Annotated in this window: 21 protein-coding genes; 13 read left to right on the top strand and 8 right to left on the bottom strand. The window is 63.5% G+C overall.

Features of this window, described 5'->3' with window-relative positions; all coding sequences use genetic code 11:
• The first annotated feature begins 7 nt into the window (after positions 1–7).
• Together FHS09_RS18635 and FHS09_RS18630 are read left to right on the top strand one after the other, a co-directional pair.
• Positions 8–1,186, top strand: coding sequence for a PepSY-associated TM helix domain-containing protein (locus FHS09_RS18635; protein ID WP_183462725.1), 1,179 nt, complete (start codon positions 8–10; stop codon positions 1,184–1,186).
• Positions 1,183–1,359: a hypothetical protein gene (locus tag FHS09_RS18630; RefSeq protein ID WP_183462722.1), complete on the top strand. Its 177-nt coding sequence runs from the start codon at positions 1,183–1,185 to the stop codon at positions 1,357–1,359. Before FHS09_RS18635 ends, FHS09_RS18630 begins: the two co-directional genes overlap by 4 nt.
• Positions 1,360–1,458: 99 nt before the next feature.
• On the opposite strand, the gene FHS09_RS18625 is transcribed toward FHS09_RS18630, so the two are convergent.
• The 6 genes from FHS09_RS18625 to pyrC form a co-directional block, all read right to left on the bottom strand.
• Positions 1,459–4,650 carry a DEAD/DEAH box helicase gene (locus tag FHS09_RS18625; protein ID WP_183462720.1) on the bottom strand — a complete coding sequence of 1,064 codons (3,192 nt, stop codon included), beginning with the start codon at positions 4,648–4,650 and terminating at the stop codon, positions 1,459–1,461.
• Positions 4,651–4,751: 101 nt separating this feature from the next.
• Positions 4,752–5,081: an AzlD domain-containing protein gene (locus tag FHS09_RS18620; protein ID WP_183462718.1), complete on the bottom strand. Its 330-nt coding sequence runs from the start codon at positions 5,079–5,081 to the stop codon at positions 4,752–4,754.
• Positions 5,081–5,791 carry an AzlC family ABC transporter permease gene (locus FHS09_RS18615; protein WP_183462716.1) on the bottom strand — a complete coding sequence of 237 codons (711 nt, stop codon included), beginning with the start codon at positions 5,789–5,791 and terminating at the stop codon, positions 5,081–5,083. The genes FHS09_RS18620 and FHS09_RS18615 overlap by 1 nt, the downstream gene beginning before the upstream one ends.
• An 87-nt stretch (positions 5,792–5,878) precedes the next feature.
• Positions 5,879–6,718: an AraC family transcriptional regulator gene (locus FHS09_RS18610; protein ID WP_183462714.1), complete on the bottom strand. Its 840-nt coding sequence runs from the start codon at positions 6,716–6,718 to the stop codon at positions 5,879–5,881.
• 84 nt (positions 6,719–6,802) lie between these two features.
• Positions 6,803–7,462: a ribonuclease T gene (gene rnt / locus FHS09_RS18605; RefSeq protein WP_183462712.1), complete on the bottom strand. Its 660-nt coding sequence runs from the start codon at positions 7,460–7,462 to the stop codon at positions 6,803–6,805.
• A gap of 75 nt (positions 7,463–7,537) precedes the next feature.
• Positions 7,538–8,578, bottom strand: a complete 1,041-nt coding sequence (pyrC, locus tag FHS09_RS18600) for a dihydroorotase (RefSeq protein ID WP_183462807.1) — start codon at positions 8,576–8,578, stop codon at positions 7,538–7,540.
• A gap of 291 nt (positions 8,579–8,869) precedes the next feature.
• Here pyrC and FHS09_RS18595 point away from each other — a divergent pair, with 291 nt between their 5' ends.
• The 10 genes from FHS09_RS18595 to FHS09_RS18550 all read left to right on the top strand — a co-directional run bounded on the left by FHS09_RS18595 (position 8,870) and on the right by FHS09_RS18550 (position 19,112).
• Positions 8,870–10,090, top strand: coding sequence for an argininosuccinate synthase (locus FHS09_RS18595; RefSeq protein WP_183462710.1), 1,221 nt, complete (start codon positions 8,870–8,872; stop codon positions 10,088–10,090).
• A 364-nt stretch (positions 10,091–10,454) separates the two neighbouring features.
• Positions 10,455–11,909, top strand: coding sequence for a cytochrome-c oxidase, cbb3-type subunit I (gene ccoN, locus FHS09_RS18590; RefSeq protein WP_183462708.1), 1,455 nt, complete (start codon positions 10,455–10,457; stop codon positions 11,907–11,909).
• An 11-nt stretch (positions 11,910–11,920) separates the two neighbouring features.
• Complete coding sequence (gene ccoO, locus FHS09_RS18585) at positions 11,921–12,538, top strand: cytochrome-c oxidase, cbb3-type subunit II (protein WP_183462706.1); 618 nt, start codon at positions 11,921–11,923, stop codon at positions 12,536–12,538.
• A 15-nt stretch (positions 12,539–12,553) separates the two neighbouring features.
• On the top strand, positions 12,554–12,778 hold the full coding sequence (locus tag FHS09_RS18580) for a cbb3-type cytochrome oxidase subunit 3 (RefSeq protein ID WP_183462704.1): 225 nt from the start codon (positions 12,554–12,556) through the stop codon (positions 12,776–12,778).
• Positions 12,775–13,683 (top strand): cytochrome-c oxidase, cbb3-type subunit III, encoded by a 909-nt coding sequence (ccoP, locus tag FHS09_RS18575; protein ID WP_183462702.1) that lies wholly within the window; start codon positions 12,775–12,777, stop codon positions 13,681–13,683. The genes FHS09_RS18580 and ccoP overlap by 4 nt, the downstream gene beginning before the upstream one ends.
• A gap of 143 nt (positions 13,684–13,826) precedes the next feature.
• Positions 13,827–15,245 carry a cytochrome c oxidase accessory protein CcoG gene (gene ccoG / locus FHS09_RS18570; RefSeq protein WP_183462700.1) on the top strand — a complete coding sequence of 473 codons (1,419 nt, stop codon included), beginning with the start codon at positions 13,827–13,829 and terminating at the stop codon, positions 15,243–15,245.
• A 2-nt stretch (positions 15,246–15,247) separates the two neighbouring features.
• Positions 15,248–15,772 carry a FixH family protein gene (locus FHS09_RS18565; protein WP_183462698.1) on the top strand — a complete coding sequence of 175 codons (525 nt, stop codon included), beginning with the start codon at positions 15,248–15,250 and terminating at the stop codon, positions 15,770–15,772.
• Positions 15,769–18,231, top strand: coding sequence for a heavy metal translocating P-type ATPase (locus FHS09_RS18560; protein WP_183462696.1), 2,463 nt, complete (start codon positions 15,769–15,771; stop codon positions 18,229–18,231). The genes FHS09_RS18565 and FHS09_RS18560 overlap by 4 nt, the downstream gene beginning before the upstream one ends.
• A gap of 12 nt (positions 18,232–18,243) precedes the next feature.
• On the top strand, positions 18,244–18,411 hold the full coding sequence (ccoS, locus tag FHS09_RS18555) for a cbb3-type cytochrome oxidase assembly protein CcoS (RefSeq protein ID WP_183462694.1): 168 nt from the start codon (positions 18,244–18,246) through the stop codon (positions 18,409–18,411).
• The gene (locus FHS09_RS18550; protein ID WP_183462692.1) at positions 18,411–19,112 is read left to right on the top strand and encodes an urease accessory protein UreH domain-containing protein; all 702 of its coding nucleotides are present in this window, start codon (positions 18,411–18,413) and stop codon (positions 19,110–19,112) included. The genes ccoS and FHS09_RS18550 overlap by 1 nt, the downstream gene beginning before the upstream one ends.
• Before the next feature lie 401 nt (positions 19,113–19,513).
• Here the strand turns inward: FHS09_RS18550 and FHS09_RS18545 are convergent, their stop codons facing one another.
• Entirely contained in the window at positions 19,514–19,747 is a 234-nt protein-coding gene (locus tag FHS09_RS18545) for a hypothetical protein (RefSeq protein WP_183462690.1), read from the bottom strand.
• Positions 19,748–19,805: 58 nt separating this feature from the next.
• Entirely contained in the window at positions 19,806–20,660 is an 855-nt protein-coding gene (gene nadC, locus FHS09_RS18540; protein ID WP_183462688.1) for a carboxylating nicotinate-nucleotide diphosphorylase, read from the bottom strand.
• A gap of 257 nt (positions 20,661–20,917) precedes the next feature.
• Between nadC and FHS09_RS18535 the strand changes: the two genes are divergently transcribed.
• Entirely contained in the window at positions 20,918–23,209 is a 2,292-nt protein-coding gene (locus tag FHS09_RS18535) for a DUF1631 domain-containing protein (protein WP_246395136.1), read from the top strand.
• The last annotated feature ends 148 nt before the right edge of the window (positions 23,210–23,357 follow it).

Genomic DNA, 23,357 nt, shown 5'->3' with positions numbered 1-23,357 from the left:
GTGTGAAATGAAGGCGCAATCCATCCGCAACTGGTACCTGGTCCACAAATGGACCAGCCTGATCTCCACTCTGTTCCTGTTGATGCTGTGCGTCACCGGCCTGCCGCTGATCTTCTACCACGAGATAGATCACGCCCTGGGCAATTCGGTGGAGCCGCCGGAGATGCCCGGGGCTGCCGCGACGGCCAGCGTCGACGATATCGCGGCGGCCGCCGCTGTGCGCCGGCCGCAGGACGCGGTGCAGTACCTGTATCGGGAACCTGAGGAGCCGGAGGCCTGGTACGTGGGGATGGCGAAAACGGTGGACGCCGCGGAGGCCACCGCCTTCTTCATGTACGACGCCCGCACCGGGGAATTCCTTCACGAATATCCCCTCCAGCAGGGATTCATGTATGTGATTTACCGCCTGCACCTGGATATGTTCGCCGGGCTCGGCGGCACCTTGTTTCTCGGCTTTATGGGATTGCTGCTGGCGGCATCGCTGGTGTCCGGCGCAGTGGTCTACGGCCCGTTTATGTCGAAGCTGAAGTTCGGCACCGTGCGCCGCAACCGCTCGCCGCGACTGAAATGGCTGGATCTGCACAACCTGCTCGGCATCGCCATCCTGGTGTGGGTGATGGTGGTCGGCGTCACCGGCGTGATCAACACCCTCGCGCTGCCGATATTCGGCCAGTGGCAGAGCAGTGAGCTGGCGGTGATGACCGAGGATTACCGGAACGACGCCCTGACCGAAGGTGTGGACCACTCGGTGGAGCGCGCCCTGGAAACGGCGCGGGCCGCGGCGCCGGAGATGGAGCCCGGCTTTGTCGCCTTCCCAGGCAACCCCTTCGCCAGCCCGCATCACTTCGGCGTCTTTATGCAGGGGAATACGCCGTTTACTTCCAAACTGATGACACCAGTGCTGGTGGACGCCGCCACCGGCGAACTGACGGCGGTGGCGGAGATGCCCTGGTATGTGACCGCGTTGCTGCTGTCCCGCCCGCTGCACTTCGGAGACTACGGCGGCCTGCCGCTGAAAATTCTCTGGGCCTTGCTGGATCTTATCGCCATCCTGGTGCTGGGCAGCGGCGTCTACCTGTGGGTGAAGAAGCGCAACGTCTCCATCGAGGAAAAGCTCGCGGCCCTGCGCCCGGCTGAAGACAAGTTCCCGCCGCTGGCGGCGCGGCAGTCACAGGAGGTTCTGTGAGCAGAAAGTTGACCCGCTCTCAGGTATGGGGCACGCCCGTCGTCTTGGGTATCCTCAGTGCCGCCGGTTTGCTGGCGGCGCTGTTCTCGGACGGCAGCGGGGATCTGGCCGCCTGGGTGACGCTGGCGGTGCCGGTGGCTGTCAGCGGCTGGTATTCCTTTCGGGAGAATTGATTCGGCGCCGTCTATTTTCTAAGAGTCTGTTTGATATCTTGCACTGAGCTTGCCGACCCCCGCTCTGGGCCTGAAAAATATGGAGACTTTAAACAGGCTCTAACGGAACAGCTCCAGAATTTCCTCTCCGCTCAACCGCGAGAGCGCGGCGCCTTCGCCGCTGAGTAGAGCGTCGGCGAGGGACTGCTTGCGCTGTTGCAGTTGCTGGATACGCTCCTCGATGGTGCCTTCGGCGATCAGCTTGTAGACGAAGACCGCTTTCTGCTGGCCGATGCGGTGGGCGCGGTCGGTGGCCTGGTTTTCCGCCGCCGGGTTCCACCAGGGGTCGTAGTGGATCACCGTGTCCGCCGCGGTGAGGTTGAGGCCGAAGCCGCCGGCCTTGAGGCTGATCAGAAACAACGGCACCTCGCCGGACTGGAATCGATCGATCGCTTCGTCCCGCTTGCGGGTGCGCCCGGTAAGTTTGCTGTGGGCGATGCCGCGCTTGTTCAGTTCGCGCTCGATAATCGACAGCATGCTGGTGAACTGGGAAAACAGCAGTATTTTGCGCCCCTCGGCGAGCATCTCCTCGAGCATTTCCAGCAGTGCCTCCAGCTTGGCAGACTGCTTTACCTTCGCCGCGCTGGGAATTTTCACCAGCGCGGGATCGCAGCAGATCTGGCGAAGCTTGAGCAGGGCATCCAGCACTTGGATATGGCTCTTGGCCAGGCCCTTGTTCTGCAGCAGCTTGCGCACCTCTTTCTCCATGCTGGCGCGTACGGCCTGGTAGAGTTTCTGCTGGCCGCCGCCCAGGGTCACCGTCTGCACGATCTCGGTTTTCGGTGGCAGCTCGCCGGCCACCTGTCCCTTGGTGCGCCGCAGCATAAAGGGCGCGGTGCGGTTGCGCAGCTGGCGCTGGCGGGTCTCCTCGCCGTGCTTTTCGATAGGGTTGCGATAGAGACGATTGAAGGATTTGTCATTGCCGAGCAGCCCCGGCATCAGGAAATCGAACTGGGCCCAGAATTCCCCCAGGTGATTTTCCAGCGGCGTGCCGGTGAGGCACAGGCGCTGCTCGGCGCTGTAATTGCGCAGCGCCTGGGAGACCTTGGCGCGCGGGTTCTTGATCGCCTGGGCCTCGTCCAGCACCAGCAGGCTGAAGGGGTGGGGCGCGAGGATGTCCGCGTCCCGCTGTGCCAGGGCGTAGCTGGTGATCAACAGATCGCAGTCGGCGAGTTTGCGCAGTTTCGGTTTTCTGTCGATGCCGTGGCTGACCACTGCCCTGAGCCCCGGAGTGAATTTCTCTGCTTCGTGCAGCCAGTTGCCCAGCAGGCTGGTGGGGGCGACGATCAGCGCCGCTTCGGGCAGTTCGCCGCTCTCTTTCAAGTGGAGAATAAAAGCCAGGGTTTGCAGGGTTTTGCCCAGGCCCATATCGTCGGCGAGTATGCCGCCGAAGCGGAAGCGGTGCAGGAAGCCGAGCCAGTTGAGGCCCTCCTGCTGGTAGTGGCGCAGGTCGGCATTCAGCCCTTGTGGCGGCGCGACCGCTTCGACCCCCTTGAGGTTTTTCAGTTGCCGCGCCAGGGCGCGGCGCTCCTCGCCGCCGCTCCACTGGAGTTCGCGCTCGCCCAGCGCGTCCTTGAGCTGTGTGAGTGGCGCCAGGTTGTGGCGGTGCAGCTTGAGGCGGCCGTCGGCATCGAGATCCGGCTCCTCGTGCAATTCAATCAGGGTATCGAGCACCGGGCGCAGCCAGTCGCTGGGGATGTTCAGCCACTGGTCCGGTTCCAGTTCCACCATCAGCCCGCCCTCGGGCAGTTGGTCCCCGTATTCGAGGGCGCGCACCAGCAGCGGCAACAGGGCGAGCTGCTCATCGCCGAAATTGACCTGGATGCCGAGGCTGTCTTCTCCCAACTCGCCCGACAGGCTTTCGGCGCGGGTGATATTGAGCTGGAAGCTCGGGTCCGTTTCCACCCGCCAACCCTGTGCGCGCAGGGCATCCGCGTCCCGCTCGAGGAATTCCTGCCAGCGCAGCGGCGAGGGGAGTATCTCGTCGTCGGGCAGCAGAAAGCCGATATCGCCAGGGTCCCCGGCGGACAGGCGGTAGCCGGTGAAGCCGAGCCCTTCCAGTTCGTCCGCGGCGTCGCTCTCGAAATCCTCGTCGCGCGCCAGTAGCAGCCGTTGGTTCTCTGTTTCCACAATCTGTGTGGGGCGGGAGGGGAAGGCCGGAACCTGGTATTTCCCGTAGAGGAAATGCAGGCTGGCGTAGAGGTAGCCCTGGGGCTCCCGGCGTGCCAGCCGCAAAAGCGGCACCGGCTCGCCGGCGACGCTGGCGGGCTGCTCCACTGGCAGTGGCAGGCTGTTGGCGGGCAGCTTCTCCGCCAGCAGCTGTGCCATTTCCAGCCGCGAGTGCTCCGGCACCGGAGGCATTTGCATCAGCAACAGTATCTGCTCGCCGGTGAGCGGCGTGTCGATGACGCCGCAGAGGCCGGTTGCGGGCTCCAGGTAGTGGGGCGGCTCGGTGGCGGCGGCCAGACATTCGCCGGCGCAGTCCTCGAGCATCACCCGCAGCTGTGTCTGTTCCACACTGCCGTTGTCGTCCCAGGTGAAGGCCAGGCGGCGCTCGCCGCCGGCGGTGACAGGGAGATCGCTGGAGGCGAGGAAAGCGCGGCCCGTGGCCAGTATTTCCGCCAGCGCCAGGGTGCCAAGGCGGCCTTTGGGGGCGAAATCCCAGTCCGCATTGCCGCAATTCGTGAGCAGTTCCACGATGGTGTCGTCGTGGGGGGATAGGTGTTCGTTGCCCTCGTAGGTCCAGGGGTTGCCGGGAATGGATTCTATCTTGCCCCAGTTGCCATCCTTCCTGCGCCTGACCCGGCGCATGCTCACCTGAAATCCGCCGTCGGCGGAGCGGTCGAACAGGTAGATCACCCTCCGGTCGCGGCGCTCCGGCAGTGGGGTGGAGGCGCGGCCGATGGCGTGGAGGCGCCGCTGCCAGTTCGACAGGGCGAAATTGCCGCTGGAAACATTGCCGCTTTCCATCTGCCGCATGACGGTGAGCAGTACGGCGGTCACATGCTTGCAGTTGAAACCTACCGGGCAGTCGCAGTAACCGCTGATTCGCGCCTGCCGCTGGCCCGGCGCCAGGTGAATTTCCTGCTCGTAAATGTCGCCACCGGATACCGCGCTGTAGATGACGCCGGCTTCCCCATCGACTCTGATGTCCGTTACCCGCTGGTCTTCGGCGTACTGCTGGCCGCGTTGAAAGGCGCCGGCGCCACAGGCGGCGAGTATGGCACCGCGGGTGACGGTCGGTAACGGCATGGGAATGGCTCCGTGCGGGGAAAAGGCGAAATCCTATGCCAGTGTCGGGGAGGTGTCGAGGGGCTGGCACCTATCGCGATACCTGGTCGGCAAAACCGCCTTCAGAGCGGCAACTGGCCCAATGCCCAGCGCAGCAGGAAGAACACCAGCAGCCCGCCGCCGATGGTCGCCAGCAGGTGCCGGCTGAGGGCGGCGATGGCGATGGTCGCCAGCCCGGCCAGCAGGTAGGCGTTGTCCGGGCCTAGAGCCCAGTGCTCGCCGTCCGGCAGCAGCATGCCCGGCACCACGATGGCGGTGAGCACCGCGGTCGGCACGTAGTGCAGGCCCTGGCGCACCAGTGGCGGGAAGCGCAGGTCGGGAAAGGCGAACAGGCTGTAGCGGATTGAAAAGGTGATCGCCAGCATGCCGAGAATCAATAGCCAGTTGTCCATCAGGCCAGTTCCTCCACCATCTGCTCCTTGCGCCGCTCCAGCAGCACGCCGACTGCTATCCCGCTGAATGCCGCCGCCATCAGGCCGAGCTTGTATGGCAGGCCATAACAGGCCAGGGCGACCGCGCCGGCCACCAGGGCCGCCGCCACCTGGGGGCTGTTGCGCAGCGTGGGCACGACGATGCCGATAAAAGTCGCCAGCATGGCGAAGTCCAGCCCCCACGCGCTTAGATTTGGCACGCTCTGGCCGAACAGCACGCCGATCAGGGTGCTCAGTTGCCAGTTCAGGTACATGGCCAGCGCCGCGCCGAAAAAATACCAGTGCTTGTTCGGTGAGACATCGGCGTCGGTGTAGCGATGCAGTACCACCGCGTAGGCCTCGTCGGTCAGCCAGAAGGCCAGTGGCACCCGCCAGCGCTTGGGCAGATGGCGCACGAAGGGCTGCAGGCTGGCGCTGTAGAGGGCGTGGCGCAGGTTGACGACGAAGGTGGTGAGCAGCAGCACGATCAGGCCGGTGCCGGCGTTGAGCAGACTGATGGCGATGAACTGGGCCGAGCCGGCGAATACCAGCAACGACATGCCGAGGGTCTGCCAGGCACTCATCCCGGCGGCGCCGGCCAGGCTGCCGAAGATGATGCCGAAGGGCATGGCGCCGAGCAGCATCGGCAGCATGTCGCGGGCGCCCTGGGTGAATTCCTGCAAGCGGGTCATGGACGTTCTCCTCCTGACCCGGAAGCCTACCGCTGCCGCTCCGCCAGGTCTTGAACGATCTTGCGCAATCGCTTGCGGAAGGGATATCTACCGTCTGCGAGTGCCGCAGGCCCTGCGGTATTCGCCGGGGCCGACGCCGTAGGCTTGTTTGAATTGGCGGGTCAGGTGGCTCTGGTCGGCGAAGCCAAGCTGCAGGGCCACGTCGAGCGGCGCGCAGCCTTCCTTCAGCAGGGCGCGCGCCCGCTCCAGGCGCCGCTGCCTGAGCCAGGCATGGGGCGGCAGGCCGGTGGCGCGGCGAAACACCCGGGCGAAGTGGAACGGCGACAGGTTGACCGCCGCCGCCAGTTGCTCCAGTGACGGCGGCTCGGCCATGCGGCTGCTCAACAGTTCCCTGGCCAGCGCCACCGCCTGCGGTTCGCGCCCCGGCGATGGCGCCTCTGGAATATGGGCATGGCGCTGGAACAACAGGAGAATCGCCTCGCGCCAGGCGGTCTGTTGCTGCAAGGCGCTGGCGCCGCCGTCGAGCAGGCGGTGCAGTTGGGCAAAGCGCCGGTGTAACCGCGGGTCATGCAGCACGCTGGCGGAGAATGCAGGCAGCCCCCTCCGGCCCAATTGCAGCTCCTCCAACACTCCGACAACCTGGGCATCATCCGGGTAGAAGCCACGGTAGCTCCATCCCTGCTCATGCGCTTTGGAGCCGGTGTGCACTTCGTTGGGATTGATCAGCACCATGCTGCCCACCGGCGCCAGGTGTTCGCTTCCCTTGTGACGGAAGCGCTGGGCACCCCGCTCGATCACGGTGAACACAAAGCCTTCATGCACATGGGGGGCGAAGCGCTGCTCAAGATATTGCGCGTGTAGCAACTCCACTCCGCCGAGCTCTCGGGATTGCCAGAAACGGGTCTGTTCGCTGCTGCCCTTGGCCATCTTTTTACGCGCTGAATTCTTTCAGTTGTTGCTTGCGGCCATTCCCGGCCGGTGCTGCCGCACAGCACGAGACCGTCGAACAAGTCACTCGCCGCTCGATTCCTGCAGGGGCCATCCGCCCAGCTCCCGCCATCGATTTACGATACCGCAGAACAGTTCCGCGGTCTTCTCCGCGTCGTATTCGGCGGAGTGGGCGCTGCTGTTGTCGAACTCGATACCGGCCACCTGACAGGCCTTGGCCAGCACTGTCTGCCCGTAGGCAAGGCCGGCGAGGGAGGCGGTGTCGAAGCAGGAAAAGGGGTGGAAGGGGTTGCGTTTGATACCGCAGCGCTCCACGGCGGCGTTGATAAAGCCCAAATCAAAATGGGCATTGTGGGCCACCACCACGGCGCGGGTGCAGCTGTGTTTCTTTACCGCCGCGCGCACCTTGCGGAAGAGTTCCGGCAGGGCGATTTCCTCGGGCAGGGCGTCGCGATCCGGGGATTCCAGGTCCACGCCGATAAAGTCCAGTGCCGACTGCTCGATATTGGCGCCCTCGAAAGGGTCCAGGTGGAAGCTGTGGGTCTCCACCGGTTTGAGCACGCCGCTGTCGTCCATATCCAGGATCACCGCGGAGATTTCCAGCAGGGCATCGGTGCGTGCGTTGAAGCCCCCGCTCTCCAGGTCCACCACTACGGGCAGGAAGCCGCGAAATCGCTGTGCCAGGAGGCTCTTGGGTCCAGTGGGTTCTTCCGCGGGGGTCACTTGGGGTCCTTAAAAATCAAAAATCTGACTTGGTTTTGAAGCTTACTTGTAGGATGGGCAAAGGAGCGGTCCCGATCATACCAACCGCCAGCTCAATACCTCCCCGGCGGCCAGAGGAATCAATTGTTCCTCGCCCATGGCCAGGCTGTCCGGCAGGGCCCAGGGCCGCTTCTCCAGGGTGATGGTATCCGTGTTGCGCGGCAGGCCGTAGAAATCCGGGCCGAACTCGCTGGCGAAGCCCTCCAGTTTGTCCAGCTTGCCCACGCGGTCGAAAACCTCGGCGTAGAGCTCGATGGCGCTGAAGGCGGTATAGCAGCCGGCGCAGCCGCAGGCGGTCTCTTTCTTGTGTTGGGCGTGGGGCGCGGAGTCGGTGCCCAGGAAGAATTTCGGGCTGCCGCTGGTGGCCGCTTCGATCAGCGCGGACTGGTGATAGCTGCGCTTGAGGATCGGCAGGCAGTAGTAGTGGGGCCGGACGCCGCCTACTAACATGTGGTTGCGGTTGTACAGCAAGTGATGGGCGGTGATGGTGGCGCCCACGCCGTCGCGGGCCTGGCCGACAAATTCCGCCGCCTGGGCGGTGGTGATATGTTCCAGCACGATTTTCAGCTGTGGAAAGTCGTCCACCACCCGGGACAGGATCTTTTCGATAAACACCCGCTCGCGGTCGAAGATGTCGATATCCGCAGTGGTGACTTCCCCGTGCAGCAGCAGTTTCATGCCGCAGGCCTGCATGGCCTCCAGCGCCGGGTAGATGTTGGCGATATCGGTGACGCCGGAATCGGAGTTGGTAGTGGCGCCGGCGGGGTAGAGCTTGGCGGCGACCACGCCGGCTTGATGGGCCTGGCGGACGATTTCCGCACTGGTCCGGTCGGTCAGGTAGATGACCATCAGCGGCTCGAAGGGGTTGCCCTCGGGAATCTGTCCGTGGATGCGCAGCTGATAGGAGAGGGCGTCTTCCGCATCCACTACCGGCGGCACCAGGTTGGGCATCACGATGGCGCGGCGGAACTGCCTGGCTGCGTCGCCCACGGTGCGCGGAAGAGCGGCGCCGTCGCGCAGGTGGATATGCCAGTCGTCCGGAGTGCGTAAAGTGACGCGGAGGGTGGGTTGCTCCATCATAGGCTGTGGTCAAATGGCCGGTGGTTAGTGGATGCGATCAGCGCCGCGAATGCTACCCGAAGCGCGGGCAAATTGCGATGAATTGTCTGGTCAAAAAGTGTACAATGGTGAGCCGATAGCCTGCTGGCGCTAGTCGTCCGCGAGTTGAGGCGCTACAATCGCGCCCCGAAAAAGGCGGGCCAACCGCCTGTCCTGGGTACACTTCCAACAATAACCCCTCCCAGACCGACACTCTCCGGGGCGTGGTAGCGCTCTGTGTGGTGGCTTATTTCCCAGCAGAGGACAGCAATGAGCAAGATCGACAAAGTGGTACTGGCGTACTCTGGCGGACTGGACACTTCCGTGATTGTGCGCTGGCTGCAGGAAACCTACGGCTGTGAGGTGGTGACCTTCACCGCCGATATCGGCCAGGGCGAGGAAGTGGAACCGGCGCGCGCGAAGGCGCAGGCACTGGGGGTGAAGGATATCTACATCGACGACCTGCGCGAGGAGTATGTGCGCGATTTCGTCTTCCCTATGTTCCGCGCCAACACCATCTATGAGGGCGAGTATCTGCTGGGCACTTCCATCGCCCGCCCGCTGATCGCCAAGCGCCTGATCGAGATTGCCAACGAGACCGGTGCCGACGCCATTTCCCATGGGGCCACCGGCAAGGGCAACGACCAGGTGCGCTTTGAGCTCGGCGCCTATGCGCTCAAGCCGGGTATCAAGGTGATCGCCCCCTGGCGGGAGTGGGATCTCACTTCCCGCGAAAAGCTGATGCAGTACTGCGAACAGCACAAGATCCCGGTGGACTTCTCCTCCGGCAAGAAGAAATCCCCCTATTCCATGGATGCCAACCTGCTGCATATCTCCTATGAGGGCGGCATTCTGGAGGACCCCTGGGCGGAAGCCGAGGAGGATATGTGGCGCTGGAGCGTGAGTCCGGAAGCGGCGCCGGATGAGCCTGTGTATATCACCCTGACGTTTGAGAACGGCGACCCGGTGGCCATCGACGGCGAGCGCCTGAGCCCCGCGACCCTGCTGGAGAAGCTGAACAAGCTGGGCGGCGCCAATGGCATTGGCCGCCTGGATATCGTCGAGAACCGCTACGTGGGCATGAAGTCCCGGGGCTGCTATGAAACTCCCGGTGGCACCATCCTGCTCAAGGCCCACCGCGCCATCGAGTCCATCACTCTGGACCGGGAGGTGGCTCATATGAAAGACGAGCTGATGCCGCGCTACGCCAATCTGATCTACAACGGCTACTGGTGGTCCCCGGAGCGCCGCATGCTGCAGGCTGCAATCGATGAATCCCAGCAGGTTGTCAACGGTGAGGTGCGCCTGAAACTGTATAAAGGCAGCGTCAGCGCCGTGGGCCGCCGCTCCACGGAGAGCCTGTTCGACGAGCGTATCGCCACCTTTGAAGAGGATGCCGGCGCCTATGACCAGAAGGACGCCGAGGGCTTCATCAAATTGAATGCCCTGAGACTGCGGATTGCCGCTGGTAAAGGACGAAAATTGATATAGATCAGTTCCCGCCGGCAACGGGTGCGTTTAAATCCCTGCCGGCAAAGATTCACCGGGCAGATCCCGGCCCTTCGGGCGGCTTCGCTGCTCCGGATTATCCGGTGGCCGGCAGGCGGGTTCCTACACTGTAGGCTCTGTTCCCGCCCGATAGGGGCCTGCGTCGCCACGGATGGCGGGATGCCGCCCAACGGGATGCCGCCCAACGGAATGCCGCCCAACGGAATTACAGATTCTGCGGGGCTGAAGGTGCCGTGAATACCTGGAGCTGGGGGCAAAAATCTGTCCGTGGCCGCGATCGATGCCCGCTCCGCCAGCGACCGTTCCCGCGAGAGCACGAATTTTAAAAAGTAACGGAAGTAACACAATGACGACAACCGTGGCAAAGGCCGGCGATGCGCCGGACTATGACTACACAGTGGTACGCCAGTTCACCATCATGGCGGTGGTCTGGGGTATCGTTGGTATGGCTGTAGGCGACCTGATTGCGGCCCAACTGGCCTGGCCCCATCTGAACGATCTGTGGCAACCCTTCACCCACTTCGGCCGCCTGCGGCCGCTGCACACCAACGGGGTGATCTTCGCCTTCGGCGGCAGTGTGCTGTTCGCGACTTCCTATTACGTGGTGCAACGCACCTGCCAGACCCGCCTGTGGGGCGGCTGGCTGATCCCGTTTACCTTCTGGGGCTGGCAGGTGGTGATTATCGCCGCGGCCATCACCCTGCCCATGGGCTACACCTCCACCAAGGAGTACGCCGAACTGGAGTGGCCGATCGATATCCTGATCGCACTGATCTGGATCGCCTACGCGCTGGTGTTCTTCGGCACCATCGCCAAGCGCCGGACCTCGCACATCTATGTGGCCAACTGGTTCTTCGGTGCCTACATCATCACCATCGCCGCGCTGCATATCGTCAATAACCTGGAAATTCCGGTCGCGCCGTTCAAGTCCTACTCCATTTACTCCGGTACCAAGGACGCGATGATCCAGTGGTGGTACGGGCACAACGCGGTGGGCTTCTTCCTCACTGCGGCCTTCCTCGGCATCATGTACTACTTCGTGCCCAAGCAGGCGGGCAGGCCGATCTACTCCTACCAGCTGTCCATCGTGCACTTCTGGGCGCTGATTTCTATCTACGTCTGGGCCGGCGGCCACCACCTGCACTACTCGGCGCTGCCGGACTGGACCCAGAGCCTGGCGATGGTGATGTCAATCATCCTGCTCGCGCCCTCCTGGGGCGGCATGATCAACGGCATCATGACCCTGTCCGGCGCCTGGCACAAACTGCGCACCGATCCGACCCTGCGCTTCCTGGTGGTGTCCCTGTCCTTCTACGGCATGTCCACCTTCGAGGGGCCGATGATGTCCATCAAGACGGTCAACGCGCTGTCCCACAACACCGACTGGACCGTGGGCCACGTGCACTCCGGTGCCCTGGGCTGGGTGGCGATGATTTCCATCGGTGCCATCTATCACCTGGTGCCGGTGCTCTTCCACCGCCGGCAGATGTACAGCGTGCAGCTGATCAACGCCCACTTCTGGCTGGCTACCGTGGGCACGGTCCTGTACATCGCCGCCATGTGGGTCAATGGCATCACCCAGGGCCTGATGTGGCGCGCCTTTAACGCCGACGGCACCCTGACCTACAGCTTTGTGGAGAGCGTGATCGCCAGTCACCCGGGTTACGTAGTGCGTTGGCTGGGCGGGGCCCTCTTCCTGCTGGGGATGTTCATAATGGCCTACAACGTGTTCCGCACCGTCACCGAAGAGGAAGATGTGGCCCGCAATGACAACACAGCGCCAGTGCCGCATGCGGTTTAGGAGGTCGAATCGTGAAAAATCATGACATAGTAGAGAAGAACGTCGGCATCCTGATCGTATTCATCTGTATCGCCATCAGCTTCGGCGCCCTGGTGGAAATCGTGCCGCAGTTTTTTGTCGAGGCCAATGTGGAACCCGTCGCCGGTCTCAAGCCGCTGGGGCCGGTCGAACTGGAAGGCCGGGATATCTATATCCGCGAGGGCTGCCACGTGTGCCACACGCAGATGGTGCGCCCCCTGCGCGCGGAAGTGGAACGCTACGGCCACTACTCCATGTCCCAGGAGTCCGTCTACGATCACCCCTTCCTGTGGGGTTCCAAGCGCACCGGCCCGGACCTGGCCCGCGTGGGCGGCCGCTACTCCGACGAGTGGCACCGCGCGCACCTGTACAACCCGCGCAACGTGGTGCCGGAATCCAATATGCCTTCTTTCCCCTGGCTGTTTGACAATGTGGTCCACGGCGATCGCACTGCCATCAAGATGCGCGCGCTTCGCACAGTGGGAGTGCCCTATACCGATGAGGATATCGCCAAGGCCGGCGAGCCCTTCGTGGGCGGCCGGGTAAAAGAGATCGACGCGCTGGTCGCCTACCTGCAGCAGTTGGGTGTTCTGGTTCAGCAGAAACGCTAACGGAGCGGGATATTCGTGGATATCAACACTTTGCGAGTAATCGGCGTCGTCCTGGGGGCGCTGGCATTTTTGGGAATCTGTTGGTGGGCGTTTTCCCCCAAGCGCAAAAAGCGCTTTGAAGAGGACGCCAAACTGCCGTTTGCCGATGAAGAGCTGTCCGAGCGGTCAGCGAGAAAGGCTGGCGAGAAAAAAGAAAGCGGAACACCGGCAAAACAGAATACGAGGCAAGACGATAAATGAGTACCTTCTGGAGTATATGGGTCATTGTGCTCACGCTCGCCAACCTGGCGCTGGTCACCTGGATATTATTCGCCAACCGCAGGGTTGCGGTGAACGACCAGGAAGATCCTGAGGACCGTACCACCGGTCACGTGTACGACGGCATTGAAGAGTTCGACAATCCCCTGCCCAGATGGTGGTTTCTGCTGTTTGTCGCCACACTGGTTTTTACCGGCATCTACCTGGCGATCTATCCTGGCCTGGGTAACTTCAAGGGCTTCAGCGGCTGGACCTCCGTGGGCCAACTGGAGAACGAGGAGGCCAAGGCCCGCGAGAAATTCGACGAGACCTTCGGCCGGTATGTAGAAATGTCCATCGAAGAGATTGCCGACAACCGCGAAGCGCTGAAAATGGGTGCGCGCATCTTCGCCAACAACTGCGCCGTATGCCACGGCGCCGATGGTGGCGGCAACTACGGCTTCCCGAACCTGACCGACAGCGATTGGCTCTATGGCGGCTCTCCGGAAGATATTCTCAAGACGATTCACGAAGGTCGCAAAGGCACCATGCCGCCCCAGGGGTCGGTGATCGGCGAAGAGGGTGTGAGAAATGCCGCGGAATACGTACTGGCTCTGAACGGACTGGAGCACGATGCCGCCATGGCCACTGAGGGCCAGAAGACCTTCGGCACTGTGTGCTATGTCTGTCACGGTCCGGACGGCAAGGGCAACCAGGCCATGGGCGCCCCCAATCTCACCGACAATATCTGGCTCTACGGTGGCAGCCGCGAGCAGATACAGCACACCATTCGCAGCGGCCGCAGCAACCAGATGCCGGCGCAAAAGGAAAAGCTGCGCGAGGACAAGATCAAACTGGTGGCGGCCTATGTGTACAGCCTGTCCCGTCAGGAAGAGGTGGAACAGTAGTCGGTGATCGGCTGGTGGGGTGGGCATAGATCAGCACATCCCGCCGGCAAAAACTGCGGCGGACAGGGAAGAAAAAGAAAAGCCTCATATCTTTTGAAACAGCACCCTGTTGTCATATTTGCGAAGGGTATCAGTGAGGTTTTGTGAGCGATCAAATTCCCACACGCGAAGAGCAGGACGGTGATGGCGAAGTGCGCTATCGCATGCTCTACGAGTCCGAAGACAAGGTCTATATCCGCCATATCCGCGGCTTTTACACCCGTATCCGCAAATACACCGGCCTGCCGCTGCTGGCGCTGTTCTTCTTTACCCCCTGGCTGAATATCGAAGGCCGGCAGGCGGTACATTTCGATCTGCCCGCGCGGCAATTTCACATTTTCTGGACCACCTTCGGCCCCCAGGACGGTTTCCTGCTCGCCTGGCTGCTGATCATTGCCGCTTTTGCGCTGTTCGCGGTCACCACCTGGCTGGGGCGGGTCTGGTGTGGTTTCACCTGTCCCCAAACCGTATGGACGCTGATGTTTATATGGGCCGAGCGCATCTGTGAAGGCGATCGCAACAAGCGCATGAAGCTGGACGCCGGCCCCTGGAATGCGGAAAAGATTCTGCGCAAGGGCGGCACCCACGCCCTCTGGATTTTTATCTCCCTGGCCACGGCGCTGGCATTCGTGGGTTATTTTTACGGTATTCGCGACCTGGTGGTGGACCTGGCGGGCTTCCAGGCCCATCCCCAGGGGGTCTTCTGGGTGGGTTTCTTTACCTTTGCCACTTATATGAACGCCGGTTTCCTGCGCGAGCAGGTGTGCAAATACATGTGCCCCTACGCGCGCTTCCAGTCGGTGATGTACGACCGCGACACCTTGACAGTGCACTACGATGCCCGTCGCGGCGAGACCCGCGGTCCGCGCAAAAAAGGCATCGACTACCGCGCCGAAGGGTTGGGGGACTGCATCGACTGCTATTGGTGCGTGCAGGTGTGCCCGGTGGATATCGATATCCGCGATGGCCTGCAGTACGAGTGCATCAATTGCGGTCTCTGTGTGGACGCCTGTAATAGCGTGATGGACAAAATGGAATATCCGCAGGGGCTGATCCGCTACACCTCGGAAGACGAACTGGAAACCGGCAAAACCCAATTGCTGCGCCCACGTCTGTTCGGCTATGCCCTGGTGCTGCTGTTGATGGCCGGCCTGTTCGTGCAGCAGGTGGTTACCCGCAGCCCCATCGAGGCGGAAGTCCTGCGCGACCGCGGCGCCCGGATGTTCCGGGAGTCGCAGGGCCTGATCCAGAATGTGTACACCGTCAAGATCAACAATATGGACCAGGCTCCACACGAATTTACCATTCGCGTGGAGGGTAAAGTCGGATACGACTACACCTTGCGCATGCCGCGGGATATCTACCTGAAGGCCGGCGAGATTTTTGCCGTGCCCATCCGCGTGAGCATACCGAAGGAACAGTTGAAGGATGCGAAGCACGATATTTATATCGTGGTGCAGGCGGTGGACAAGCCGGAGCTGGTGGACAAGCACCAGACGGTGTTTATTGGACCGAAACGGTAATTATGAACGAACACAATTCGAAACCCTGGTACCGCGAGCCCTGGCTCTGGCTGGTGCTGTCGCCGATTATCCTGGTAGTCGTGGTCTCCACGACCATGGTGGCGATTTCGGTGCGCTATGCCGACGACACCGTGAGCGACACCTATTACAAAGACAGCCGCATGTATCACTACAGCGCCCGCCAGGACGAGCGCGCCCGGGAGCTGGGGTTGGCGGGGATGGTGCAGTTCCAAAGCGGCGCCGGCAAAGTGGTTTTGGAGCTGAACGGCGATCTCGAATACCCGCAGCGGCTGCTGCTGACCCTGAGCCACCCGGTGGAGGCGGACCAGGACCGGCATATCCTGCTCACCCGCGAGACCGGCGGGCGCTACGCCGGGTCCATCGACCAGCCTCTGCAGCACCGCTGGTACCTGCGCCTGATGCCGGAACTGCACCCGGATCGACATCTGAAGGCGGAATGGCGCCTCAAGGGCGAAATCGATTTCGACCTGGGAGATGCCGCGCCCCTCAGCCCCAGGATGCAATGAGCAAGACCAGCTGTTTTCACTGCGGCCTGCCGGTCCCCGCCGGCAGCCGCCATTCGGTATTGATCAACGGAACTGAACGACCCATGTGCTGCCCTGGCTGCGAGGCAGTGGCCGGCGCCATTGTGGCCGGGGGCCTGGACAACTTCTATCGCTATCGCGATACCTGCAGCGAGCGCCCGGAACCGGCAGCGTCGGCTTCCAATGCTGCCAACTGGGCTGCCTACGACCTGCCGGAAGTTCAAAAACAGTTTGTGCGCGAACACGAAGGCGGCCTGAAAATTGCCGGTCTGCTGGTGGGCGGTATCAGCTGTGCCGCCTGTGTGTGGCTGATCGAAAAGCACCTGGGCCGCCTGCCTGGAGTGGAAAAAGTATCGGTCAATGCGAGCAGCCAGCGCGCACAAATCTGTTTTGATCCCCAGGCCATACAGCCGCGCCAGCTGTTTGCCGAACTGGCGCACATCGGTTACCGCCCGGCGCCGGCCACCGCCGCTGAAAGTGAGCGGCTGATCCGGGACGAACAGCGCAGCGCCCTGCGCCGCCTGGGCGTGGCCGGGCTGGGCACCATGCAGGTGATGATGTTCGCCATCGCCCTCTACTTCGGCGCGAGTTCCGGCATCGATCCGCAACTGGAGCACTACCTGCGCTGGGTGTCGCTGCTGGTGGCCACCCCGGTGGTGCTCTACGCCGCGCGGCCTTTTTTCTCCGCCGCCCTGCGCAGCCTGCGCGGCGGCCAGTTGAGCATGGATATGCCGGTATCCCTGGCCATCGGGCTGGCCTACGCGGCGAGCTTCTACGCCACGGTATTCAATACCGGCGACGTGTACTTCGAATCCATCTCTATGTTCACTTTCTTCCTGCTGCTGGGGCGCACCGTGGAAATGCGCGCGCGTCACCGCGCGGGGCTCGCCCGGGGCGGGCTGGCACAGTTGCTGCCGCTGACCGCGACCCGTCTCACCGGCTCCGGCGAGGAGTCGGTACCGGTTGCGGCGCTGGCACCGGGAGATCGCCTGCTGTTGCGCCCTGGGGATACCATTCCCGCGGACGGCGAGGTCTGCGAAGGAGAGAGCGGGGTGGACGAGTCCCTGCTCAGCGGCGAGTCGGCACTGCAGCAAAAGACCGCCGGCGATCGGGTTTTTGCCGGCAGCGTCAACGGCGATTCCCCGCTCAGGATAAAAGTGCTGGCCGCCGGCGAGTCCACCCGCCTGTCCGCGATCGAAAAACTGGTGGAGCGGGCGCAGCTGGAAAAGCCCCTACAGGTGGCGTTGGCGGACCGTGTCGCCGGGGTGTTCGTTGGCCTGGTGCTGCTGGCGGCGCTGGGCGCCTTCTCCTTTTGGTGGCAGGTGGAGCCCGATCGGGCCTTCTGGGTTGCGCTGTCGGTGCTGGTGGTGACCTGTCCCTGCGCCCTGTCCCTGGCCACCCCGGCGGCGCTGGCGGCGGCCACCCTGCGCCTGCAGCAGTTGGGGCTGCTGGTGGCCGGCGGCCACGTGCTGGAAACACTGCCCCGGCTCACTCGGGTTGTGTTCGACAAGACCGGCACCCTGACCCGGGGCGAGCCGCGCATCCTGCGTATCGAAATCCTGCGCGAGGGCTGGACTCCGCAGCGGGTGAAGGATTGTGCGGCGGCACTGGAATCGGAGAGCAACCATCCGCTGGCGCGGGCCTTTCGCGCCTGGACCGGCAAGCTCTCCGCAACCGGGTTGCGCGTGCACACCGGCCGAGGGTTGGAGGGCGTAATCGAGGATGTCCGTTACCGGCTGGGGCGCGCGGACTTCGCCCTGTCACAGCCCCTGCAGGCGCCCGCGGGCGAAGGGCAGTGGCTGTTGCTGTCTGGTGAGGGCGAGGCCATTGCCTGGATAGCCCTGGGCGATCGCCTGCGCCCCACGGCGAAAGCGGCGGTGGTTCAGTTGGCGGGGGCGGGGCTGGCGGTGGAACTGCTCAGCGGCGACCAATCCGCGGAAGTGGCGCGCCTGGCGGCGCGGGCCGGCATTGATGAATATCGCTCCGGCGCCTCCCCTGAGGCCAAGCTGGCGCGGCTGCGCGAGTTGCAGCAGCGTGGCGAGCGGGTATTGATGGTGGGCGACGGCCTCAACGATGTACCAGTGCTGTCCGGTGCCGACGTGTCCGTGTCGATGATGTCCGCCGCGGACCTGGCCCAATCCAGGGCCGATGCGATTCTGTTGCGGGGCGACCTCGCCGTGCTGCCCCGGGCTGTGGTACTGGCACTGAAATGCCGGCGCATCGTGCGCCAGAACCTGGCCTGGGCGCTGGGTTACAATGCGCTGGCACTGCCGCTGGCGGTGTGCGGCCTGGTGCCCCCCTGGGCGGCGGCCATCGGTATGTCCGTCAGCTCCCTGGTGGTGGTGCTCAATGCGATGCGTCTTTCCCGGGGCGAGGGGCAGCCCGCGGATACCCCCTACCCCAACCCCTCCCCCGCAAGCGGGGGAGGGGAGTTTCATTAGCGGTAGTTGAAAATGGACAGCCTGTATATCCTGATTCCCATCGCCATTATTTTTATCGGCACTGCGGTCAAGCTGTTTTTCTGGGCGGTCAACAGCGGTCAGTACGACGACCTGGAGACTGAGGGCCGGCGCATTCTCTTCGACGACGACCCGCCCGACGACGAGCGCGTGGAGGAGTAGTGGAAGGCTGGGGGTTTCTCGCCGCGGCGCTGGCGATCGGTTTTCTCGGCAGCAGCCACTGTATCGGCATGTGTGGCGGAATTGCCGGCGCGCTGGGCGTGGCGGTGCCGGGGCAGAGGCCGGCCTGGGGTCAGTTGATCGGCTATTCCGCCGGGCGCCTGGGCAGCTATGCGCTGATGGGGGCGCTGGTCGGCGCCGTGGGCGCCGCGATCCTGCCAGCGCTGGGGCCCCTGCGCCTGGTGGCTGGTTTGATGTTGATCGCGATGGCGCTGTATATCGCCGGAATCTGGCGCGGCCTCGTATGGCTGGAGCGGGGTGGGGCCTATCTGTGGCGCTACCTGCAGCCGCTGTCCGCGAAGCTGCTGCCAGTGCGCAGTGCGAGCAGCGCGATGGCCTTGGGTTCGCTCTGGGGGTGGTTGCCCTGCGGGCTGGTATACAGCGCGCTCACCTTCGCCCTGGCCCAGGGCGGCAGCCTGCGCGCGGCGCTGGCGATGCTGGCCTTCGGCCTGGGCACGGTGCCGGCGATGCTGGCAACCGGCGCCGCAGCGGCGCGGGTGCGCGGCTTTGTGCAGCGCCCGGCGGTGCGGTTGCTGTTTGCCGGATTGATCCTGCTGTTCGGCCTCTGGACGATCTGGGGTGGGCTTGGGCACCACAGTGCTCCGACTGAAACAGGTGTTGAGCATCACCATCACCGCCACTAGTCCCCATTTTAAATTGACGTGGTGGCGGCCCAACAGCCGGGTGGCTTCGCATCAGAGATTGGTTATTCTTGCCGAGTCCCGAGTCCCGAGTCCCGAGTCCCGAGTCCCGAGTCCCGAGTCCCGAGTTCGTAGGGTGCGCCGCGCGCACCATTTGCCATTGACGGACCGATTCGCCGAGACGCACCCACCATTCACTTTGCGCACTTGCACTATCCCTTTCGCCTGCAAGCAGGCTCCTACAGGGCACTTTGTAGGAGCCTGCTGTGACCGCCATGGATGGCAGAATGCCGCCCAACGGAGTGCCGCCCAACGGAGTGCCGCCCAACGGAGTGCCGCCCAACGGAGTGCCGCCCAACGGAAATACAGATTTTGCAGGAGCAAAAATCTGTCAGGCGAGGCCGCTAGGCGCGGTCGACTAATTCGTCGTGCCCCGCTGCAGAGGCGCAGTGGGCGCAGCAGTAGAACTCATCGCCCACCTCGGTACCGTGACCGAGAATCCGGCAGTTGCAGTGCGCGCAAGTGGGCGCCAGGGCCTGGATGGCACACTCGAAGCTGTCGAATGTGTGGCTCTGATTGTGCAGGGTGATTTCCATGGGCTTGTCGTACTGGTTGCCACAGGTCTCGCACTGTTTCATGGCGTCGCTCTCCTCTTTTGGTAAGCGGTTACCAGTAGAATAGCCGCTGCCCGCTGACTCACAGGTCGATGCGCAGGGAGAGGTCGATTGCGCGCAGGTGCTTGGTCAGACTGCCGGAGGAGATGTAGTCCACATCCAGTTGAGCCAACTGCCGCAACCGTTCGCTGTCCACGCTGCCGGAGATCTCGATCTTGGCTTTTCCCCTGGCCAGGGAGAGGGCGGCCTGGGTATCCGCGTCGGTGAATTCGTCGAGCATAATCACATCGGCGCCGCTCGCCAGGGCCTGTTTCAATTCTTCGAGATTTTCCACCTCCACTTCCACCAGGGCTTCCGGCTTGATGGCGCGTGCCTGGGCCACCGCCTTGTCGATGCCCCCGGCGGCGGCGATATGGTTCTCCTTGATCAGGAAGGCGTCGTAGAGGCCGATGCGGTGATTGTGGCAGCCACCGCAAAGCACGGCGTATTTCTGTGCGCTGCGCAGGCCGGGGATGGTCTTGCGCGTATCCAGTATCCTGATTTGCGTATCCGCCGCGCGCGTGGCGTATTGACTCGCCGTGGTGGCGGTGCCGGAGAGTGTCTGCAGGAAGTTCAGCGCGGTGCGTTCGCCGGTGAGAATGCTGCGGGCGCTGCCCTCCAGTTCGAAGATCACCGACTCCGCCGGGACCTTGTCGCCGTCCTCGAAATGCCACTCGAGGCGCAGTTCCGGGTCCAGTTGGCGAAAGACCTCCTCGGCCCAGGCGCGCCCGCACAGGGTGCAGTCTTCGCGGGTGATCACCCGCGCGCGGGCCCGCTGGTCGGCGGGGATCAACTGGGCGGTGATATCGCCGGAGCCCACGTCCTCCGCCAGTGCCGCGCGCACCGAGTGCTGCATGTCGGCGACCAGGTTGGGGATGTCGGTGTCTTGCGGGTGCATGGCCGGACCTCGGAAATTCGGGGGCGCAATATTAACAGAAGCGGCCCCTCCTGGTTTATTCGCAATCGGCTGTGACTAGCGTCTCAAATTGTCATTGCTCCCTTTTTAAGGGGCCTATGGTGGGCGGTAGAATAATGCCCGGTTGCGGACTTTCAGCCGGGCGGTGCCACACAAACAAAAAGAACAGAAGGTTACCGGGCGCCAACCGCATTCACTATCAATAGCGCAGTGCGCCCGGCGGGTGCGCAGAGGTCCTAATGGATATGAAAGACTCGAACAAGGTGGTGTCCCTGGCGGAGAAAAGTGCCGGGACGGGTTTCTCCGCGCGCAAGAATACCCCCCTGCCTTCGACGGTGGCAGCCCTGCGGGAGAAAGCGAGCAGTTTGCTGCTGGAACAGTTCAAGCAGCTGTTCGGCAAGGTGGACGATTCCCTCTTCTCCATGGCCGAGCGTGCCCACGGCCAGGAAGAACAGGATGGCCTGTTCCAGGCGCTGCGACTGCTGCGGGTGGAGCGGCGGGCGATCGCCGAGCGCTTTGCCGACAATATTGACCGGGCTTTCCAGGTTCGGGAGGAGCGCGGGGCGGACCCCTTTGCCTCGGAGAGTCTCTCCCTGGTGCACAACGACGACCTCGAACAGCTGGTGGCCGCGGATACCATGGTGGCCAACGCCAAGCGCGACTTCGCCGAGCCCATCACCGAGCTGTCCCTGCGGCTGGATACCCTCTACGCAGTCAAGATTTACGACAAGAACAACCCCCTGGGGCCCGACGGCATCTGTGACGCTTTCGTCGAGGCCGTGCGGCCCCTGGATCTGCATATCCGCGCCCGCCTGACCCTGCTGAAGAAATTCGAGCAGGTGGTGATGCTGCAGCTGAGAGACTTCTACGACCGCTGCAACCAACTGCTGATGGAGCGGGGAATTCTCCCAAACCTGCGCGAACAGCGGCGCCTGGTCCGGCAGCGGTCGTCGCGCCCCACGCCAACAACGCCCGCGGGCGGGTCGTCGGCGCCCGCCCAGGGCCCCGGCACCCAGGGTACCGGCGGCGGTGGCACGGGTATGTCCGGCGGTATGATTTCCGGCAATTTCGCACCGGGACTGGTGCCAGCCAGTGCGGGACTCGCCCCCATGCCCTCCGGTGACCTTCTGGGCCATCTGGGAGAGTTGCAGAGCGCCGCGCCCTACCAGAGCGGCGGGGAGATACAGTTACTCAACGTGGCCGAGCTGTTGCAGCAGCGACTGGTGCAGGCCAACCAGTCTGCATCCCTCGCCAAGGTGGACAGCGACATCATCAAGCTGGTGGAAATGCTGTTTTCCTTCATCCTGGACGACCGCAACCTGGCGGAGCCGCTCAAGAACCAGTTGGGGCGCCTGCAGTTGCCGCTGCTTAAGGTGGCGATCGCCGACAAGTCTTTCTTCAGCAAGGGCGGCCACCCGGCGCGCAAACTGCTCAACGAGCTCGCCGATGCCGCCACCGGCTGGCAGCCGGGGGAGCACTTCGAGACCGATCCCCTGTACCGGGAGGTCAGCAAGGTCGTCGACCGGGTACTCGAGGAGTTCGACCGCGACGTGAACATCTTCTCCCTGCTGCTGGAATCCTTCCGCCAGTTTATCCAGCGCGAGCGCAAGCGCGCGGAGATGCTCGAGCGCCGCATCGTCGACGAGGCCGATGGTCGCGCCAAGACCCAGGCCGCGCGCGCCCGCGTAGCCGCGGTGATGGACGCCCTGGTCGCCGAGCGGGAGCTGCCGCCGGTGGTGCAGGAGTGGCTGCAAAAGGTGTGGAACAACATGCTGTTTCTCACCTGTGTGAAAGAGGGCACCGAAAGCGAGGCCTGGAGCCGCGATGTGCGCACCGCCCGTGACCTGGTGTGGAGTGTGCAGGCCCCGATGCCGGACAGCCGCCAGCAACTGCTCGGCCTGCTGCCGGCGCTGCAGGAGCGCCTGCGGGAGGGCGTCGAGGCGGTATCCCTGAACCCCTTCGAGGCCCGGCGCCTGTTCGCCGAGCTGAAAGAGGTTTACCGGGAGCGCTTTGCCCTGGCCCAGCGGGTCAGCGAGGAGCGCGAGCGGCAGGCCAGGGAACAGGCGGAACAGGACCTGGCGGAAGAGCGCGAAGTGGAACAGGTCGCGGCGGCCGAGCCGGAGTCAGAGTTGGCACCGGAAGTGGCTGTGCCGCAGATGGAGGAGCTGGAGCAGGTGGTGGCCGAGGCGGAAGTTGCCCCGATGGAGCCGGAGGGCGAAAGCCTGGCGGCACTCCCGGAAAGCGACCCTCACTGGCAGCAGACTTTCCGCTTGGCCCAAGGCAGCTGGTTCGAACTCAAGCGCTCCGACGATGAGCAGTTCCGCTGCCGCCTGGCCGCGGTGATCAAGGACATCGACCAGTTTATTTTCGTCAACCGCAACGGCGCCAAGGTGGCGGAGTTCTCGCGCCTTGAACTGGCCCATGCCCTGCGCACCGCCCAGTTGATGTCCCTGGACGACGGTATGCTGTTCGAGCGGGCGCTGCAGTCGGTGATCGGCAATGTGCGCAAGAAGCGTGGCGAGATGAGCTAGTGTACTGTCTCATACTAAATGGTCCTATCAGCGGGCCGCTAAGCGGCCAGATGCAAGGCGCACTTGCGCAGGCGTAGTCATTCTACGTCAAGCAAGTGCAACGCCGCAGATGGCTGCTTAGCGGCCCGCCCGCAGGGAGCCCCCCAAA

This window comes from Microbulbifer rhizosphaerae (assembly GCF_014191725.1).
Lineage (GTDB): Bacteria > Pseudomonadota > Gammaproteobacteria > Pseudomonadales > Cellvibrionaceae > Microbulbifer > Microbulbifer rhizosphaerae.
This window is presented reverse-complemented; position numbering and strand designations above follow the sequence as displayed.

Excerpts from the sequence above, each read along its gene's own strand:
- FHS09_RS18635 (WP_183462725.1), top strand. The coding sequence starts at position 8 with ATGAAGGCGCAATCCATCCGCAACTGGTACCTGGTCCACAAATGGACC.
- FHS09_RS18565 (WP_183462698.1), top strand. The coding sequence starts at position 15,248 with ATGAACGAACACAATTCGAAACCCTGGTACCGCGAGCCCTGGCTCTGG.
- nadC (WP_183462688.1), bottom strand. The coding sequence starts at position 20,660 with ATGCACCCGCAAGACACCGACATCCCCAACCTGGTCGCCGACATGCAG.
- FHS09_RS18615 (WP_183462716.1), bottom strand. The coding sequence starts at position 5,791 with ATGACCCGCTTGCAGGAATTCACCCAGGGCGCCCGCGACATGCTGCCG.
- FHS09_RS18610 (WP_183462714.1), bottom strand. The coding sequence starts at position 6,718 with ATGGCCAAGGGCAGCAGCGAACAGACCCGTTTCTGGCAATCCCGAGAG.
- ccoP (WP_183462702.1), top strand. The coding sequence starts at position 12,775 with ATGAGTACCTTCTGGAGTATATGGGTCATTGTGCTCACGCTCGCCAAC.
- FHS09_RS18545 (WP_183462690.1), bottom strand. The coding sequence starts at position 19,747 with ATGAAACAGTGCGAGACCTGTGGCAACCAGTACGACAAGCCCATGGAA.
- ccoS (WP_183462694.1), top strand. The coding sequence starts at position 18,244 with ATGGACAGCCTGTATATCCTGATTCCCATCGCCATTATTTTTATCGGC.
- ccoN (WP_183462708.1), top strand. The coding sequence starts at position 10,455 with ATGACGACAACCGTGGCAAAGGCCGGCGATGCGCCGGACTATGACTAC.
- FHS09_RS18560 (WP_183462696.1), top strand. The coding sequence starts at position 15,769 with ATGAGCAAGACCAGCTGTTTTCACTGCGGCCTGCCGGTCCCCGCCGGC.
- FHS09_RS18620 (WP_183462718.1), bottom strand. The coding sequence starts at position 5,081 with ATGGACAACTGGCTATTGATTCTCGGCATGCTGGCGATCACCTTTTCA.
- pyrC (WP_183462807.1), bottom strand. The coding sequence starts at position 8,578 with ATGGAGCAACCCACCCTCCGCGTCACTTTACGCACTCCGGACGACTGG.
- FHS09_RS18535 (WP_246395136.1), top strand. The coding sequence starts at position 20,918 with ATGGATATGAAAGACTCGAACAAGGTGGTGTCCCTGGCGGAGAAAAGT.
- FHS09_RS18625 (WP_183462720.1), bottom strand. The coding sequence starts at position 4,650 with ATGCCGTTACCGACCGTCACCCGCGGTGCCATACTCGCCGCCTGTGGC.
- FHS09_RS18595 (WP_183462710.1), top strand. The coding sequence starts at position 8,870 with ATGAGCAAGATCGACAAAGTGGTACTGGCGTACTCTGGCGGACTGGAC.